12 protein-coding genes and 1 pseudogene are annotated in these 15,766 nt (G+C 41.5%); 12 read left to right on the top strand and 1 reads right to left on the bottom strand.

Annotation, left to right across the window (positions count from 1 at the left end):
• Positions 1–63 precede the first annotated feature (63 nt).
• From ACY3XC_RS10370 to ACY3XC_RS10355, 4 genes and pseudogenes are all read left to right on the top strand, one after another.
• Positions 64–1,506: a DHA2 family efflux MFS transporter permease subunit gene (locus ACY3XC_RS10370; protein ID WP_464868478.1), complete on the top strand. Its 1,443-nt coding sequence runs from the start codon at positions 64–66 to the stop codon at positions 1,504–1,506.
• Positions 1,507–1,778: 272 nt separating this feature from the next.
• A complete protein-coding gene (locus ACY3XC_RS10365; protein ID WP_464868477.1) occupies positions 1,779–2,153 on the top strand; it encodes a DUF2089 family protein in 375 nt (124 codons plus the stop codon).
• Positions 2,150–2,539: pseudogene (locus ACY3XC_RS10360) on the top strand (SHOCT-like domain-containing protein). The gene ACY3XC_RS10365 and the pseudogene ACY3XC_RS10360 overlap by 4 nt, the downstream one beginning before the upstream one ends.
• A 3-nt stretch (positions 2,540–2,542) precedes the next feature.
• Complete coding sequence (locus ACY3XC_RS10355; protein WP_464868476.1) at positions 2,543–2,812, top strand: hypothetical protein; 270 nt, start codon at positions 2,543–2,545, stop codon at positions 2,810–2,812.
• 104 nt (positions 2,813–2,916) lie between these two features.
• Here ACY3XC_RS10355 and ACY3XC_RS10350 read toward each other — a convergent pair whose 3' ends face one another.
• Entirely contained in the window at positions 2,917–4,320 is a 1,404-nt protein-coding gene (locus ACY3XC_RS10350) for a purine-cytosine permease family protein (protein WP_464868475.1), read from the bottom strand.
• Between the two features lie 461 nt (positions 4,321–4,781).
• On the opposite strand from ACY3XC_RS10350, the gene ACY3XC_RS10345 reads away from it, so the two are divergent.
• The 8 genes from ACY3XC_RS10345 to ACY3XC_RS10310 all read left to right on the top strand — a co-directional run bounded on the left by ACY3XC_RS10345 (position 4,782) and on the right by ACY3XC_RS10310 (position 15,595).
• Positions 4,782–6,077 (top strand): hypothetical protein, encoded by a 1,296-nt coding sequence (locus ACY3XC_RS10345; RefSeq protein ID WP_464868474.1) that lies wholly within the window; start codon positions 4,782–4,784, stop codon positions 6,075–6,077.
• Positions 6,078–6,197: 120 nt separating this feature from the next.
• Positions 6,198–7,379 carry an amidohydrolase gene (locus tag ACY3XC_RS10340; protein ID WP_464868473.1) on the top strand — a complete coding sequence of 394 codons (1,182 nt, stop codon included), beginning with the start codon at positions 6,198–6,200 and terminating at the stop codon, positions 7,377–7,379.
• A 21-nt stretch (positions 7,380–7,400) separates the two neighbouring features.
• Positions 7,401–8,927 carry an AbgT family transporter gene (locus tag ACY3XC_RS10335; protein WP_464868472.1) on the top strand — a complete coding sequence of 509 codons (1,527 nt, stop codon included), beginning with the start codon at positions 7,401–7,403 and terminating at the stop codon, positions 8,925–8,927.
• Positions 8,928–9,532: 605 nt separating this feature from the next.
• Positions 9,533–10,615, top strand: coding sequence for a gluconate 2-dehydrogenase subunit 3 family protein (locus ACY3XC_RS10330; protein ID WP_464868471.1), 1,083 nt, complete (start codon positions 9,533–9,535; stop codon positions 10,613–10,615).
• Positions 10,616–10,629: 14 nt separating this feature from the next.
• The gene (locus ACY3XC_RS10325; RefSeq protein ID WP_464868470.1) at positions 10,630–12,462 is read left to right on the top strand and encodes a GMC oxidoreductase; all 1,833 of its coding nucleotides are present in this window, start codon (positions 10,630–10,632) and stop codon (positions 12,460–12,462) included.
• Positions 12,462–13,604: a cupin domain-containing protein gene (locus ACY3XC_RS10320; RefSeq protein ID WP_464868469.1), complete on the top strand. Its 1,143-nt coding sequence runs from the start codon at positions 12,462–12,464 to the stop codon at positions 13,602–13,604. Before ACY3XC_RS10325 ends, ACY3XC_RS10320 begins: the two co-directional genes overlap by 1 nt.
• Before the next feature lie 22 nt (positions 13,605–13,626).
• Positions 13,627–14,886 carry a cupin domain-containing protein gene (locus tag ACY3XC_RS10315; RefSeq protein ID WP_464868468.1) on the top strand — a complete coding sequence of 420 codons (1,260 nt, stop codon included), beginning with the start codon at positions 13,627–13,629 and terminating at the stop codon, positions 14,884–14,886.
• Between the two features lie 73 nt (positions 14,887–14,959).
• Entirely contained in the window at positions 14,960–15,595 is a 636-nt protein-coding gene (locus tag ACY3XC_RS10310) for an NADPH-dependent F420 reductase (protein WP_464868467.1), read from the top strand.
• Positions 15,596–15,766: the final 171 nt, after the last annotated feature.

The raw sequence follows: 15,766 nt of genomic DNA, 5'->3' as shown, positions 1-15,766 counted from the left end.
TGGAATTTAGCAGGAAAACAATGTAATCTGTAACAGTATATTTTTAAATAGGGAGTTGGATGAATGGAGAGTTCAGGAAATAAGCAAACGATGATTGTTGGCCTTTTACTTGCAGGGGCTTTTATCGCGATATTGAATCAAACGCTGATGATAACAGCTATCCCTCCAATTATGGATGAAATGAGCGTTACCGCTAATAGTGCACAATGGCTGACCACCGTCTTTATGTTGGTGAATGGGATCATGATTCCAATCAGTGCCTTTTTATTAGAAAAGTTTACCACAAGACAGTTATTTATCTCTGCAATGAGTGTTTTTGCAGTGGGAACGGTTGTCAGTGGGATCGCTCCTAATTTTGAAATTCTTCTTATAGGAAGAGTCATACAGTCAATGGGAGCGGGAGTGATGCTGCCATTAATGACAACCGTATTTTTACTCATCTTCCCGGTCAATAAGCGCGGGGCAGCAATGGGTCTTGTCGGCCTTGTAATATCCTTTGCACCAGCCATCGGACCAGCTTTGTCAGGATGGGTGACATCGCAATTTTCATGGAGAGTGTTATTTTTTATTATTTTGCCTATTGCTCTAATCGATATTGTTGTCGCATTCTTTTTCTTGAAAAATGTCACTGAGATCTCCAAGCCAAAGGTGGATATCATCTCAATCCTATTATCGTCATTCGGTTTTGGCGGGCTTCTTTATGGATTTACGAGTGCGGGAAATTACGGTTGGTCTCATCCTGCAACCCTACTATCACTTACACTTGGCGGTGTATCACTGTTTGTATTTATTTTCCGCCAATTAAGACTAAAGCATCCGATGCTGGAATTCCGTGTTTTTACGTTTTCAATCTTCCCATTTTCCGTAGCAATAGGAATGATCAGCTTTATGGGCTTAATTGGAGCAGAAACAATCATTCCACTCTTTATGCAGAATATGAGGGAGTTTTCTGCCTTTGAAGCGGGCCTTGCTTTATTACCTGGTGCAGTGATTAGCGGGATTATGTCACCAATTGTTGGAAGAATATTTGATAAAGTCGGGGCAAGATGGCTCGTGATGATTGGATTAACGATCATGAGTGCTGCTTCCTTTGCGTTTACGACTTTTAGCCCTTCGACCACGTTGACCTATATTACTGTCCTCTATGGGATTCGAATGCTGGGTCTTTCTATGGTAATGATGCCGGTCGCAACAGCTGCCTTGAATCAGCTGCCAAAACGATTAATTCCCCATGGAGCGGCTATGGATAATACGATGAAAATGATTGCTGCTTCGGTAGGAACCGCTATCCTTGTTACCGTTATGACAACAACAGCGGAAACAGCAAAACAGGTTCCTGACATTGCCTATCCAGATATACACGGAGCGAACATCGCCTTTATGGTCGTTTCCATTCTTTCCTTAATAGGACTGATCCTCTCCTTTTTCATTAAGAACAACCGCCAGGCAGAGGGTGAAGCAGATGGAAAAAGGCAAAGAAATGTACGAGTGAAACTACAGGAGTAAGAAACCGCGTGACCGCGGGGACGGTTCTTATGGCTTTTTTCAATACACCATGTGAAATACTCCACTGCTCATATCCCTTTCAAGACACAAAGACAGACTCTCCAATGAGTCTGTTTTTATTTTAACTTAAATACTCAGTAAATTAATTTATTCAATGAGGAAATTAACATATTGAATAAAATTATAAAATTTTATAAATAATTTTAAATATCATATTTGAAAATTAAAAGATATGGTGTATGATATGATTAAATGAAAGAGAGGAGAACAGTATGGCGTATCCTTTACTTACTAATTGTCCCGTTTGCATGAAGGCGCTTAAAATTACCAAGCTGCACTGTAACCATTGCCAGACAACAATAGAAAATGAATTTGAAATTTCAAGACTGGCGGCTCTCGGTCAGGAACAGCTGCATTTTGTTGAGATTTTTCTTAAATGTCGTGGAAATATCAAAGAGGTCGAGAAGGAGCTCGGAATTTCCTATCCGACTGTCAGAGGAAAATTAGATGAAATAATCTCTACTCTGGGATATTCCTCTCAAAAGAAATTAGAAGTGGATAAGAAAAAAATTGTATCGTTATTAGAAAAAGGCGAAATTACGGCAGAGAAAGCCATTCAGTTATTAAAAGAGGGGGAAGTAGAATGAAGGACGAAATTTCGAGAGTCTTAACGCTGGTGGAGCAAGGAAAGATTGATAAGGAAAAAGCAAGTGAACTAATTACTATTCTACAAGGTAAAGATCAACCAGAGCTAGTGACAACAAAAAAAGAAGCCTCATATGTAAATAAAATGTTAAAGATTCGTGTGACCTCCGAAGATGGTGATAATGTAAATGTGAATTTACCGATTAATCTGGTAAAGGCTGTTTTAAAAGTAGGTACAAATATTGCTGAAAAAATACCTGAGGCAGCAAAATATGTAAAAGATATTAACGTTGACCTGCTTATCGAAGCAATTGAAAACTAATTGGATGGAGAGATTGTTAACATCACTTCGGCAAATGGTGATAAAGTATTTGTGGTGATTGACTAGATTATGTTAAAAGTTAAGGTGAAAGTAAAGGATAAACGTTTCTCCATTCCCGTTCCCTATGGTGTTTTAGATTTGGTTAGTTTGATTATTACATCAAAAAGAATGATTCGCTTAATAAATAAGGCAATTGAAAAGGTCGGCACCACATTCATCTTCCCGGAAATTGAAAAAAAGGATTTGAAGCCGTTGCTGCAGGGACTTTCTAAGAATAGTGGAGTTATCCTTGTTGAAACGAAATTGAAGGATGGAACTGAGGTAGAAGTAAAGCTTTAAATAAAGATGTAAAGATTGATTCTAACTTGAGTTGTTTATTTTTATTCTGAATAAATGTCTAACGATATGCAAACCCTCTACATCACTAGTAGAGGGTTAAATAGTCATGCAATATATTCTTCTTTTGCAATATCATTGGTTTCTTCTTTTATATAATATTTTCCTTTTGTAGAAATAGCCAAGATAATCGTTAAAATAGAGGCAAGGATAGCTGCGAAAAATGCTGCAGTACTTTGCAGGAATGTTCCCATAAATCCTAATGCAGCAACCGTGCCGAGACTGCTTGCGATTAGTAATGAGCCAACACCGACAGGATTCCATTTGTGCAAATTCTGTTGTCTCGCTTCATAATATCCAGGACCAATCTTTAAGATTTTCTTAACAAAAACAGCATCTGTAACAAGAATAGCTGCCCAGGATAATAAGAAAACTCCTTGGAAAGTCAAAACGGTTTCAAGGTGATTCACAATGTCCCCAAGCATTAAGACAATGGCTGATACCCCAGTAACGACAACCCAAAAGCGTCTCCCTGGTTTAAATTTAAAAACATTTTCGAAAAAATTGGATAGTGACAAGGAACCACTATAGATATTTGTCACATTAATTCTTATTTGAGTGATCATTGTAAATAAAGCTCCCCACCCACCAAGGAGTAGAACGATATAAATTCCAGGATTCGGTTCCCCGAGACGAACACCGAACCAAATTCCAAGGCCCCCCATCACTCCGAAACAAAAGATCTGCGGGATAAATCCAATGGCAAATATTCCAATTTTAAGATCCTTCGGCTTAAGGAAACGAGCATAATCAGAAGCTAGTAGTGGTGTTAATCCCATAATTCCGTGTTGCATTCCAATACAAAGTAAAAGGGCAGTTCCGCCAACCTGAACATTTTCTGGCAAATACAACCAAAAACTTCCATCATAAACAGACGGTTTGATTGCAGCTACAACAATGGCTGCGATTAGGAAAATGCCAAAAAGCGGTAATGACCATTTTTGTAATTTATCCAATTGTTTGATTCCAAACCAATTTAATGGAATGACGATGATACCAAAGAAAAGGATTAAACCCCATTTTGGAATTAGAGGAAAGAATTCGTGTACAGCCGCAACTAAGATTAAGCCTTCAAGCGCACAGTACATAATAAAATTAGTGGCATAAATAACGGAGGTCAAAGAGGCGCCAATATAGCCAAAACCGCCACCCCTTGATAATAGGTTAACGTTCATTCCTGATTTTGCCGATAGATAGGCAATGAAGGTTCCAAGAATACCGGCAACAATAATCGCATAAATAGCAGAAATGATTGCATTGATGGCACCAAATTGAAGGGCCATCACACTTCCCATTTGAAAATAAAAGATGGCCGTAGCAATTCCAAATGTGATATTTGTTATGCTTAACCAACCCATGTTTCTTTTGTTAAGAGGTACTCGATCCAATGAGTAATCATCACTCAACTCTTTGTTACGATTCTGAACTGTAGCGTTATCAGATCTCAACATTATCAACTCCTTTTGTGATAGATTTCACAAGGATGCTCCTTGCAATAAACAAATCCATAATTAGTGAACTAATGTCCTAATAATAACAATAATCATAGTCTGTACTCAAACATGATTATTCGACAAAATCTGTGATATAACACTTTAAGCGTAACATTTTCATCCAAATACTGCTTCTATCTTAGTAATCGTACTGTATACTCCGAATATTGCAGGAGTAATATTGTTAAATGTACGTTTTTATTCGTACGATTGATTTTTTTTTATCTTTAGCTATCCTAGCACTTCCAGTTTTTCCTTTGCAATGCCGCTAAATCACTAATATGGAAATACGTGATAGAGGAAAATATAAATGTCAGCCGTGATATTTAGACCAAAAGAACCGTCCCCATGGTCACCCGCGGTCATTTTTGTGCTATGATTTTTATAATATCTATCAATTCAGAGGCAAGGTGATTCTAGTGTATAAGGTCGGAGTGGTAGGACCAGAACTTTCGATTGAGCGTATTTTGGAGGTTGCCAGGGAGTTTGAGAAAAATATAGTGTTTCTACCATTGCCTTATAAACAGGCAATTGAAACGAAAGAGATTGTGTTACAGCATAGAAGTGATGTGGATGCCTGGCTTTTTTCCGGCCCGATTCCATATGCGATTGCAAAGGGTGTAATCGGTGAAAATGATAGTCTTCATGGCATATTATCTTGGGAGACGGGGTTTTATCATTCGCTAATCAGTCTCCTTTTACAAAAAAAAGAGGGTTTTAAACAGATAAGCATTGACCTTCCTGATGCGATCAATACTTCTGAGGTGAGAAAGCTAGATGCTCCTATTAAAGACCTGCGGATTCAACAATTCCCGGCTGATGTGAATGAACAGGAAATCTATAGGTATCATATCCAGCTTTGGGAAAAAGGAGAAATTGACGGGGTACTTACCTGTTATCCAAACGTGAAAGAGGAGCTAGAGCAGAAGGGAATACCGGTTTCATGGATGACGATTACTAGACTTGGAATAAAACAAACCCTATTATCACTTTCTGAAAAAGCAAAAGCACAATATTATCAAAATACGCAGGTTGCTATTTGTTTTATTGAAGCAGAGAAACCAGACATAGAGCGGGTAAAGGAAGAATTGCTCTATGATATCCAATCGGCAGAATTGAAAATGGAAGAAGCCTTGCTTCGAATTAGCCGCCAACTGAATGGTTCTTTTCAAAAGGCTGGCAAGGGCGATTACATGATATTTAGTTCCAGGGGAGATGTAACAAATCATATCAATATCCTTCAGGAAACCATTCAAAAAATGCATGATCAATGGAAACAGCCTATTGCAGCGGGAGTGGGGTTTGGTGATTCGGTTCTTAAGGCTGAATATAATGCCAGAAAGGCAGTTCAGCGGTCTAGGACCGCACATCAAAATATGATTGTGATTGTTGATGAACAGGGTATCGTGGAAGAATACAGAAGCAATAAAGAAGTCGTGTCTTATTTAAGTGAAAGTGATCAGCCTGAATTAGTCCATAAGCTAAGTGAGGTTCAAATAAGCGTACAACTATACAATAAATTGAGAAGTTATGTGGAACAAAAACAGTGGGATACGTTCACTTCACGAGATATTGCAATGGAGCTTGGGATAAGCTTCCGCAATTCACAGCGGATTCTTCTTGGTCTCCGGAAGACTGGATTGGTCGAGGAAGTAGGCGAAACCAAAAGCAGTGATAAGGGAAGACCTTTGAAACTATATAGTTTTCATTCTTAAAAAATAGCTTTTCATAGCTATTTTTTTTTATTTTATTGAAAATTCCTTAAAAATTTATTATAGTATAGTAAAGCATTAACGCAATGACGTTAATTATTCGTTAAATAGGAGTGAATATAAATGGAAAATATAAATGTTTTAAATCGTATAGAAGAGGTTATTGAAGACGTGATCGAATGGCGACGATACTTGCATAAGCATCCAGAATTATCTTTTCAAGAGTATAATACAGCCCAATATGTCTATGATGTACTCGAGAGCTTTGGAAGTTTAGAATTATCAAGACCTACCAAAACTAGCGTGGTTGCAAGGTTAAAGGGTTCTAAACCTGGAAAGGTCATTGCCATTCGTGCAGATATGGATGCACTGCCAATACAGGAAGCGACGGAATTGTCGTTTGCATCAGCAAATGATGGTGTCATGCATGCATGCGGCCATGATGGTCATACTTCAATGCTGCTCGGTGCAGCGAAAATATTAATTGAACAGAAACAATCATTAAGCGGTGAGGTTGTATTTATTTTTCAACATGCAGAAGAATTGCCTCCTGGTGGAGCGAAAGAAATGGTTGCTGCTGGGGTTCTTGAAGGTGTGGACGAAGTAATAGGCATTCACCTAATGACGACTATTCCATTCGGATCGATTGGTATTCGGAAAGGGGCTATCTCATCGAATAGTGATATATTTGAAATCACTGTCCAGGGAAAAGGCGGACATTCCTCAACACCTGAATTAACCATTGATCCGCTATCAACAGGTGCACAAATTGTGACTGGACTCAATCATATTATTTCTCGTTCAGTCGCTCCACTTGATTCGGCGGTCGTTTCCGTTACGAAATTTCAGGCGGGTGGACAAGCGCTTAATGTCATCCCGGACTGTGTTGAAATTGGTGGCTCCGTAAGAGTATTTTCACAGTCTACTCGTGAACTGATCAAGAACCGAATTACAGACATCGCCGAAGGGATTGCTAAATCAAACGGTGCTGTTGCAACTGTAAATTACACCTATGGCTATAACTCTGTCGTGAATGACATCGGAGTTACGGAAAGGGTAGCGAATATGATTGAGGAACATTTCCCTGAACGTAGTCTTGATTGGATTGACCCAATGCTTGGAGGAGAGGATTTTTCTGCTTTCAGCGACGAAAGGCCAGGATGTTTTGTCATGATTGGAGCGGGGAATAAAGAAAAAGGCATCACCTATCCACATCATCATCCAAAATTTGATATCGATGAAGCTGCGTTAAAGGATGGATTAAAATTTCACGTCTTTACTGCCTTAACACTAACAAAAGATTAATCAACATCGAGGAGGAGTAAGATGAAACAACACACAAAGAAAAAGTCTAAATCATTTTTTGATAGAATGCTTGATTCCATTGAATACGCGGGTAATAAATTACCTGATCCAATCGTATTGTTTTTTATTCTTTGCGGAATTACGTTGCTGACATCTTATGTAGCATCATTATTTCATGTTTCAGCCATTCACCCTGTTACAGGAGAAAAGGTGGTTGTTAATAATCTTCTAGACAGTGAAGGATTAGTTGAAATCCTAACAAAAATGGTCACCAATTTCAGTGCGTTCCCACCGCTTGGCATGGTACTTGTCATGATGATTGGGATTGGCCTTGCTGAACAAAGCGGCTTTTTTGCAACATTAATGAAGCGCGCTGTTATGACAACGCCTAAGAAAGTCATCATACCAAGTATTATATTAATTGCAATAATCGGTAATGCTGCTGGTGATGCAGGACCTGTTGTCTTGCCACCGCTTGCGGCATCGGTATTGATGGCTTTTGGTTATCATCCATTAGTTGGTTTAGTAGTCGCTTACGCTTCCACCTTAGGGGCATTTGCCGCTAACCTTATTATTGGAATGTCAGATACGCTTGTAGCGGGCTTCACAGGACCTGCTGCCCAAACTGTAAATCCTGATTATTCAGCTAACCCTGCTATGAACTATTATTTCATTGCAGTTTCAACGATTGTGTTGTTATTTGTTTCATTATGGGTAACGCATAAGTTTACGATCCCACGTTTCGGTACTTATACAGGTGATATCGAAAAGATGGAGTCGATATCACCTGAAGAAAATCGTGGATTAAAATGGGCGGGGATTTCTGCACTCGTGTTCTTAATCGCAGTACTAGCATTGATTATTCCTGAAAACGGCATTCTACGAAACCCAGAAACGGGATCAATCATTGATGGTTCACCGTTCATTACTGGAATCGTACCACTGTTAACGATCTTTTTCTTCATTCCCGGCCTTTTCTATGGAATTGGCTCAAAGAGTATTAAAACTTCGAAGGATTTCGGAGATATGGTCGGCAAGGCTATGAGTACAATGGGCCCATACATTGTGCTGGTGTTCGCTGCAGCTCAATTGCTTGCCTTCTTCGCGTCGAGTAACCTAGGTCCAATCATTGCGATAAAAGGAGCTAATTTCCTTAACAATATTGGATTTACGGGTGTTCCGTTAATTGTTCTGTTTATTATTTTTGTCGCTTTTGTCAATCTATTAATAGGCAGTGCTTCAGCAAAATGGGCCATACTAGCGCCAATATTCGTGCCAATGTTTATGTATTTGGATTATCATCCTGCATTTACACAAGCTATTTACCGAGTGGGTGATTCGATTACAAACCCAATAACACCAATGCTTCCATACCTTGTATTGTTATTATCATTTGCCAAAAAATTTGATAATAAGATTGGTCTAGGAACACTAATTTCAGCACTATTCCCATACACATTATTCTTTGGAATCTTCTGGATCATCCTCGTAGTCATCTGGTACCTATTAGGAATCCCGGTTGGACCTGAAGGACCGATTCATTTATAAGACTGTGACCATGGGGATGGTTCTGGTGGTCTTTATATATATCCATGAGAACCGTCCCCACGGTCACCCGCGGTCATGATAGCAATTATTACAGGTCTCCTAAAAAAGGAGATCTGTTGTTTTATTTTAATAGTGTAATGAAGCTTTAATATTTTACTATTGTCCTCGCATACATCCACTTGTATTTTAAACACATCCTTCCTCAATATTACAATAATTTCAATTACACCCATATTATTACATGATTTCAGGATAATAGGTGTCCAGAGGGACGGTTCTCATGGTACAAATTAGACAAAAAGGACCGTTAGAACCGTCCCCACGGTCTCGATTTCCTAAGCAGAAAATTAGGTAAAAAGACTTTTTAAGGATAAAAATGGTATAATTCCAAATTCCTGAGAGTAAATTGATATTGTTTGTGAGATTGTTAGTTTGTTACATTTGAAATTGTTCAATAGTGCAATAGTCAGCTGGTCCTCCATCTACACTTCGAATTTTTTGGGGCAAAAGGAAGAACTTATGACAAAGAGCATACAGATGAACATATTACTAAAACTAACTCATAAATAAGGTTCACAAATTTAATACGGAAGTGGGGGAAGAGAATGCCAGCGGCTGTAGTCGAAAGGCCTAATTTCGATCAATATGTGTTGAATTATTGTACAAAGTATATAGCTAGGGATGAAACGCAGGTCCGTCATAATTACCACGGGGAGTACGCATCGAACGATGTTCGTGCCTCCATCGCCGAAAATTGGCGCTTTCCGATCATCGACAGCTATAACGATTGTAAGGTAGGCGAAAGTTACTATGATTACAATCTAGTAACTTTTGTGTATGTGATGCCTTCCGCTGAACAAGAGCAGAGTGTAAGTGTAGTAGGAACTTTCGGAAAATTGTACGAACCTATTGCACTAAGGAAAATCCGTTTTGCGGATCAGCCGACACGGTATTATGCCTGTTCTTTACTTGTGCCTAAAGGACAGGTGCATCGATATAAGTTTGTAGTAAATGGCGAATATAAGCTTGACCCGATTAACCCTCAGACGGTTACGGAGGATAACGGCAAAACATGGTCGCGATTTTTTACACAGCTGTGTACCATTCCTATCAGTTTTCAGCAATGGGAGCTGAAAATACTTGATAGATTAACAGAGCATATTCTCCCGTTTCGGACGGCAGAAGGCAGCAAATTTTTAAAAGATTACTATTTTCAACTGGACCGTTCTTTCAAAGAAAATAGGTATACGCAAGTATTCCGGTTGGACGAACAAGTGGGTGTCGCCAATTTTATTGATAAGTTAGTTGCCAATGAAGAATTTCACCGCTTGCAAGATTATAAAATTTGCTTGTCCATCATCGACGGCATTCTGCGTAAACGCAGACCGGGGCAAGAGCCTTTGCAAATGTCGAGGGAGGTTTTCGTCGATCTTTATCATCAGATGGCGCAAGGCGACGTACCCGAATGGGATTATACACGTTACTCGAATCCGGGATTTTTCCTGCAGCTTTTGAGGCGTCATACGATTACGGGTGCTTTTGCCCATCCGAAATATGGCGGAAACATCGGTGCAGCCGGCTGGTCTTTCCTATCCCAGACTTTTCGTGATCAGGAAGGAAATACGCTGTTTGATTGGATGAGATCGATGGAACAACCGCTAGGGAATAACCAAGAATACATTGGTTGATAGGAGAGAAAAGCATGGCGAAGCTACCAACAGAGTTTGACGTTGTAATCATCGGCAGCGGTGCAGGCGGCGCACCGATTGCTCATACGCTTACGAAAGCGGGAAAATCTGTCCTCATATTGGAGAAAGGACCTCTTTTTCTGCCGCAGTATCAGGATCCCTGTGGAATTAGTGACTTTAAGCGAGATGAGCTGTTTGCGACAGGTGCGGAGAAGGTGATCACGCTCGATGTTGCCAACAAGGGCCAATCCTACTACTCCAGTCATGTGGAGCCTGACTTGAATGACGAACCGCACATTTATTCGGAAACCGGCGAAAACTCGACGCGTAATGCAGGCGATTATGCAACGATCGAAGGGTATACAGCCCAAGTTGTCGGTGGGGGAACACAACTGTACGGAGCAGTTTCGCTGCGCTTTTCCGAGATTGACTTCAAGCTCCGTTCATTTAACGATGGCCGCTCTGATCTTGTTCAAGATCCGAATGACGATATTCGCAGAAATGCCCGCGATTGGCCAGTAAGCTATGAAGAGATGCGTCCGTGGTATGAAATGGCCGAAAAACTCGTAGGCATTAACGGAACAGCTGAAAATCAAATGAAACCGTTCCCTACAGACTGTTATCAATCTCCACTGGAACCGAATTCGATCAGTCGGTTTGTCGCAAAAGGGTTGGATGCACTGGGTATGCCCCGCTTCCGTACGCCTTTGGCGATCATTACCGAGGACCATGAGCCTAGTGGCAGGAAAGTGCCTGCAAATCCGCAAATGGCAAAAACGGGTTATGTAAACCGCTACGGCGATCCACTTGGATTGAAATCCAATACGTGGGTATCGCTGCTATCACCCATAAAGGACGAACCTAATTTCGAGCTGCGGCCAAACTGCAACGTAACTCATTTGGAATGTGAAACCCGGGGCTCTGTTTCCAAAGTATACTACCGTGACCCATCCGGCATAACACAATGGGTTACAGGGAAAGTCGTAGTCGTAGCTTGCTCGGCAATCGAGTCTGTCCGGTTGCTTAAACTATCAGCGAGGCAGGATTTAAAATTTGACCGAAGAATCAACCAGAATCATTTATTAGGTAAATATTTCCTTACCCATTGTTTTGGCGGAGCGAGCACAGTCGTCAGCGGCAGATTTGACAAGTCGATTTCGCTTGATAGCGATTGGGCAACAGAATTTTGCGCGACCAGTGAATTTTTGTATAACAATCGACTTTGGGCTGGTGCGGCGATTTACAACAATACTTCAGATGCAGCGCTGCCAATCTCGCTTGCGAGGACGATGGGTGCACAAGACCTGGATACAATCTGGAAAGGGTTTTCGGGTAGCACGGATCTAACCGATGAAAAGCTTCTAGGCTGGTTGAACCGTAATTTCGGCACGACGTTGTCTGTCGCTTTTATGGCCAATCAAGTTCCGTTAGAGGAGAATCGGATCGAGCTTCATCCAAAAATCCGCGATAAGTGGAATCGTCCGGTTGCCTACATTATCAAAAAATGGCATCAACACGACAAAGCACTCATGGACATTATGGCCAGTCAGTGTGCCCGCATTCTTGAAAAAGGCTGTGGTTTTGCTGAGGGCTCGATTCAAGGAGGCGGCGTTTACAGCGCAGAGAACGGTTTGGCACGAATTGCCAACCACATTCTGGGTGGTGCAAGGTTCGGGGAATCTCGGGATGACTCCGTTCTCGACGTTAATTGCCGCGCATGGGATTTCAATAACCTGTACGTAACCGACGGTTCGTTTATGCCGACATCAGGCGGTGCGAATCCTACGCTGACCATTCAGGCGAATGCATTTAGAATCGCTAACCATTTACGGGAGGTACTCAGTTAATGGAACCGAAGTTTAATGAAATGTTCACTAGCCCGGAAAACAGCATTTTTCAGGTTGTGTTTTTTCCGGACAGAATTTATCATGCTCAGTATTTGAATGCGACTCGTTCTCCGCGTTACCGCTACAATGTACAGGAAGTTCGCAACAAGGGCGATGCACACGTGTTGAAAGGCGAGGTTTATTTGGACGGGCGTTTTCTTAGCAATTTCATGCGAATTGAATATCGGGCTAGCCGCTTAACGGAACTGGTCAGGGAAAAGTCGAGATTTATCCGGGACAAAGTGAAAGCCTTCATACGAATAAATACGGATGATCCGAACAATACGACCGAGGCTACTGTAACCTTGCACTACTGTGACTGGATCCGAGCTTATCAAGTGGAAGTTTGGGATACGCTTGAAGTGCCGCTAGGGACAAGACACGATTACAAGGTAATCACTCAAATAGGTGCCGAAATGCCGATTACACGTATTCCGCAGTTTTCCGGTGCAATCCGCGAGATTAAGCAACTTAAACAAATGGAGGTTGCGTTCAGGGAATATGATCAAGAATTGCCATTTGGCAATACGATCCATGACCCGGAGTGGGATAACAATTATTTCCGTTCGCATCAAGAGCCCCGCACATCCGAACCGAGTTCGCCGCAAAACACGATCAAAGACTTGAATTATCAGATTAATTTCCAGCGTGGATGGTTTATGAATTCCCAGGAAGTCGAGCCTGTCCGTTATTTGAATGCGATGATGGAACCGGATAAGAACGAGGATGCTAAGCCCGATAATATTATTGAAATGCGCTGGATTCTGCAGCGGGAATTCGGAGGCAATGTTGCTTATTTTCATGAAGTCACGATACCCCCCGGCAAAGTGGAGGGCACGCACCATCACATTGGTTCGGAAGAGCTGTACTATATCGTCGAGGGAGAAGGGATCGGCTATATGGCTGTCGGCGACGACCCTGCGATCGATCACAAATACGAAACGGTGGAACGTGAGATTTTTGGTATCGGTAAGAAAGCTTGCAAAGAACTGCCAATCGGGCCAGGAAACGTCATTTATACAAAAAGCGGCGGATTCCATGGCATTCGCAATACAGGCGACAAACCGTTAAAATTCGTAGCGTTTTTGTATCATTGCAGTTAATTGCTAAGGAGGAAGCATCGCGATGAAAACGATTATATCTTATCAAGATCAAGTAATTCCTGCTCAAAACCCAAATTACAATGATCATAATCCAGTCGAAAAGCTGCTTCGTATAATCGAGGGCGTTCACTGGTCGGCGGGAATTGAGTATTATCGTACAGAATTCACGCAGTATTTATTCCCTTTTAAAGATCTCGTCTTATACAGTCCGAATCAAGATAATCTTCAGTCGAGTGACTTGGACTTCAGAAACCAGGATAACAAGATGGACTTTCAGAAGCAGAACATCAAAGATTTTACTTCGACTGACACTTATCTCGTTCGCGGAATTATCGCAGTTGGTGACTGGATAGGACCGTTTCTGAAAATTTCTTACCGGGGCGGCCCAGACTCGAAATTGTCGGAAGCCGCCAATCACCAGCTGAGCGACAAAATTAAGCTATACCTCAAAATTGGGGAACATGCCGCCAATGAACAGATTTCGGCGATATACAACCCTGAATCAGACCGTTATGAGGTAGAATTCTGGGGCTATCCGGGAGCCGTGGAAGACCTGATGAAGTCGCTTGACGAAAAAGGAAAAGCTGCGATTCAGCGAGGCGAGCTGCAGTTGCGTCCCAATCTAATCAGGGGCACTCTCGCTGATTTTAAACGCGAAAACGTTGATAGCCAAGATATGATGAACATCGCCGAGGATAACTCGATGCATCCGCTTAAACCGCTTCATATTGAAGTCGCATGGGCCGACGAAACAGGAGATTATTGGGATTCACTTAACGGAGCCAATTATCAATATGAATTTAATATGAAGTTACGTGGCTGGGAGAACTACTTGAAGGTTGGTTCAAGCTCAAATCCACATGGGGGAGTAGGGTCACTGGAGTACCGGAATCTGTTTTCCAATTATGGCCAATTTGCCAATTCTAATGAGCTTAGCCGAAATTTGAAGCCTTGGAATCAGGATTCATTCGGCAGAAAACAAGATACACCACGTACCGAGTCATTCATGGCAGTTGAGTATATGGATCTTCACATTTTGAGACCAGGTTGCAGCATCGGGATTCATCGACACCGCGATAATCAGGAAATCTTTTTTATGATGGATGGGACTGCCCTTATGGTTGTAGGCGACTGGCTGAAGACCGATGTAAGGGAACGCTGCATGGAAGTTCGCATGATGCGCCCCGGAGACATGGTTTTACTTAAAAATGGCGATCTGCATAGTTTAATTAATACGACAGATGAGAATATTTCGCTGCTAATGTTTGGCGGCTACGATTGATCCGAATGGTTTGAAGACGCGACAACGTAACCGAGTTTAATATAGCAATATTAAAATAAAGGGGTTTTCTAAAATGACAATCATCGCTGTTATTGGTACTGGTAATATGGGTAAAGGGATTGCCCAAAGTTTTGCAAAAGCAGGATATCAAGTTTTTCTTGGCTCCCGTAATCGCAAAACTGCGGAGGAAGTGACGGCACAGATTGGCTTACCTCGTATTAAAGGCGTAAGCAATGCGGAAGCAGCCGAGCGCGCGAACATCGTGTTCCTGGCCATCCCTTATCAAGAAAACAATGTAACCATTCGCGAATTGGTGACTGCACTAAGAGGAAAAATCGTCGTCGATATTTCCAATCCGCTTAACGCGACGTACGATGGCCTGATAACGAAACCTGATCATTCCGCGGCCGAATCCGTTGCAGGACTTCTACCCGAATCTCGTGTCGTCGGCGCGTTCAAAAACACATTAGCAGGCGTATTCTATGAACCGTATTTTAATAACGGGCAAAAATCAACAGTGTTGGTCATCGGTGAAGAGGAACAGGCGAAAGCGGAAGTGATTGAACTAATATCCGCGCTGCCGTTCCAGGCTCTAGATGCAGGCGGACTGCAAAAAGCACGTACGATTGAACAAATGACTGTGCTGATCATCGGGCTTAACATGAAATATAATTATAACTGGCATGCGGCTATTCAGGTCGTGTCCTAAACCAAAGTACTAGCTTGATGGGTACCTATGAAGTGAATGACCATTTAATATCGAAGGTTTAAATGATAAGGCACCAACTGATTCCAAAGGATATCTGCATATAACTATAAAGAAACCTAATTATAACAATACCTTAGTGCCAAGCACATCCAAAATTGGAAGATGCCTGGC

The sequence above is a fragment of the Bacillus sp. CZDM1 genome (assembly GCF_055502545.1).
The sequence above is the reverse complement of the archived record's forward strand: the minus strand, read 5'-3'. Positions and strand labels throughout refer to the sequence as shown.

What these genes read in the sequence shown, in the direction of transcription:
- ACY3XC_RS10370 (WP_464868478.1), top strand. Translation starts at nt 64, where the DNA reads ATGGAGAGTTCAGGAAATAAGCAAACGATGATTGTTGGCCTTTTACTT.
- ACY3XC_RS10365 (WP_464868477.1), top strand. Translation starts at nt 1,779, where the DNA reads ATGGCGTATCCTTTACTTACTAATTGTCCCGTTTGCATGAAGGCGCTT.
- ACY3XC_RS10355 (WP_464868476.1), top strand. Translation starts at nt 2,543, where the DNA reads ATGTTAAAAGTTAAGGTGAAAGTAAAGGATAAACGTTTCTCCATTCCC.
- ACY3XC_RS10350 (WP_464868475.1), bottom strand. Translation starts at nt 4,320, where the DNA reads ATGTTGAGATCTGATAACGCTACAGTTCAGAATCGTAACAAAGAGTTG.
- ACY3XC_RS10340 (WP_464868473.1), top strand. Translation starts at nt 6,198, where the DNA reads ATGGAAAATATAAATGTTTTAAATCGTATAGAAGAGGTTATTGAAGAC.
- ACY3XC_RS10335 (WP_464868472.1), top strand. Translation starts at nt 7,401, where the DNA reads ATGAAACAACACACAAAGAAAAAGTCTAAATCATTTTTTGATAGAATG.
- ACY3XC_RS10330 (WP_464868471.1), top strand. Translation starts at nt 9,533, where the DNA reads ATGCCAGCGGCTGTAGTCGAAAGGCCTAATTTCGATCAATATGTGTTG.
- ACY3XC_RS10325 (WP_464868470.1), top strand. Translation starts at nt 10,630, where the DNA reads ATGGCGAAGCTACCAACAGAGTTTGACGTTGTAATCATCGGCAGCGGT.
- ACY3XC_RS10320 (WP_464868469.1), top strand. Translation starts at nt 12,462, where the DNA reads ATGGAACCGAAGTTTAATGAAATGTTCACTAGCCCGGAAAACAGCATT.
- ACY3XC_RS10315 (WP_464868468.1), top strand. Translation starts at nt 13,627, where the DNA reads ATGAAAACGATTATATCTTATCAAGATCAAGTAATTCCTGCTCAAAAC.
- ACY3XC_RS10310 (WP_464868467.1), top strand. Translation starts at nt 14,960, where the DNA reads ATGACAATCATCGCTGTTATTGGTACTGGTAATATGGGTAAAGGGATT.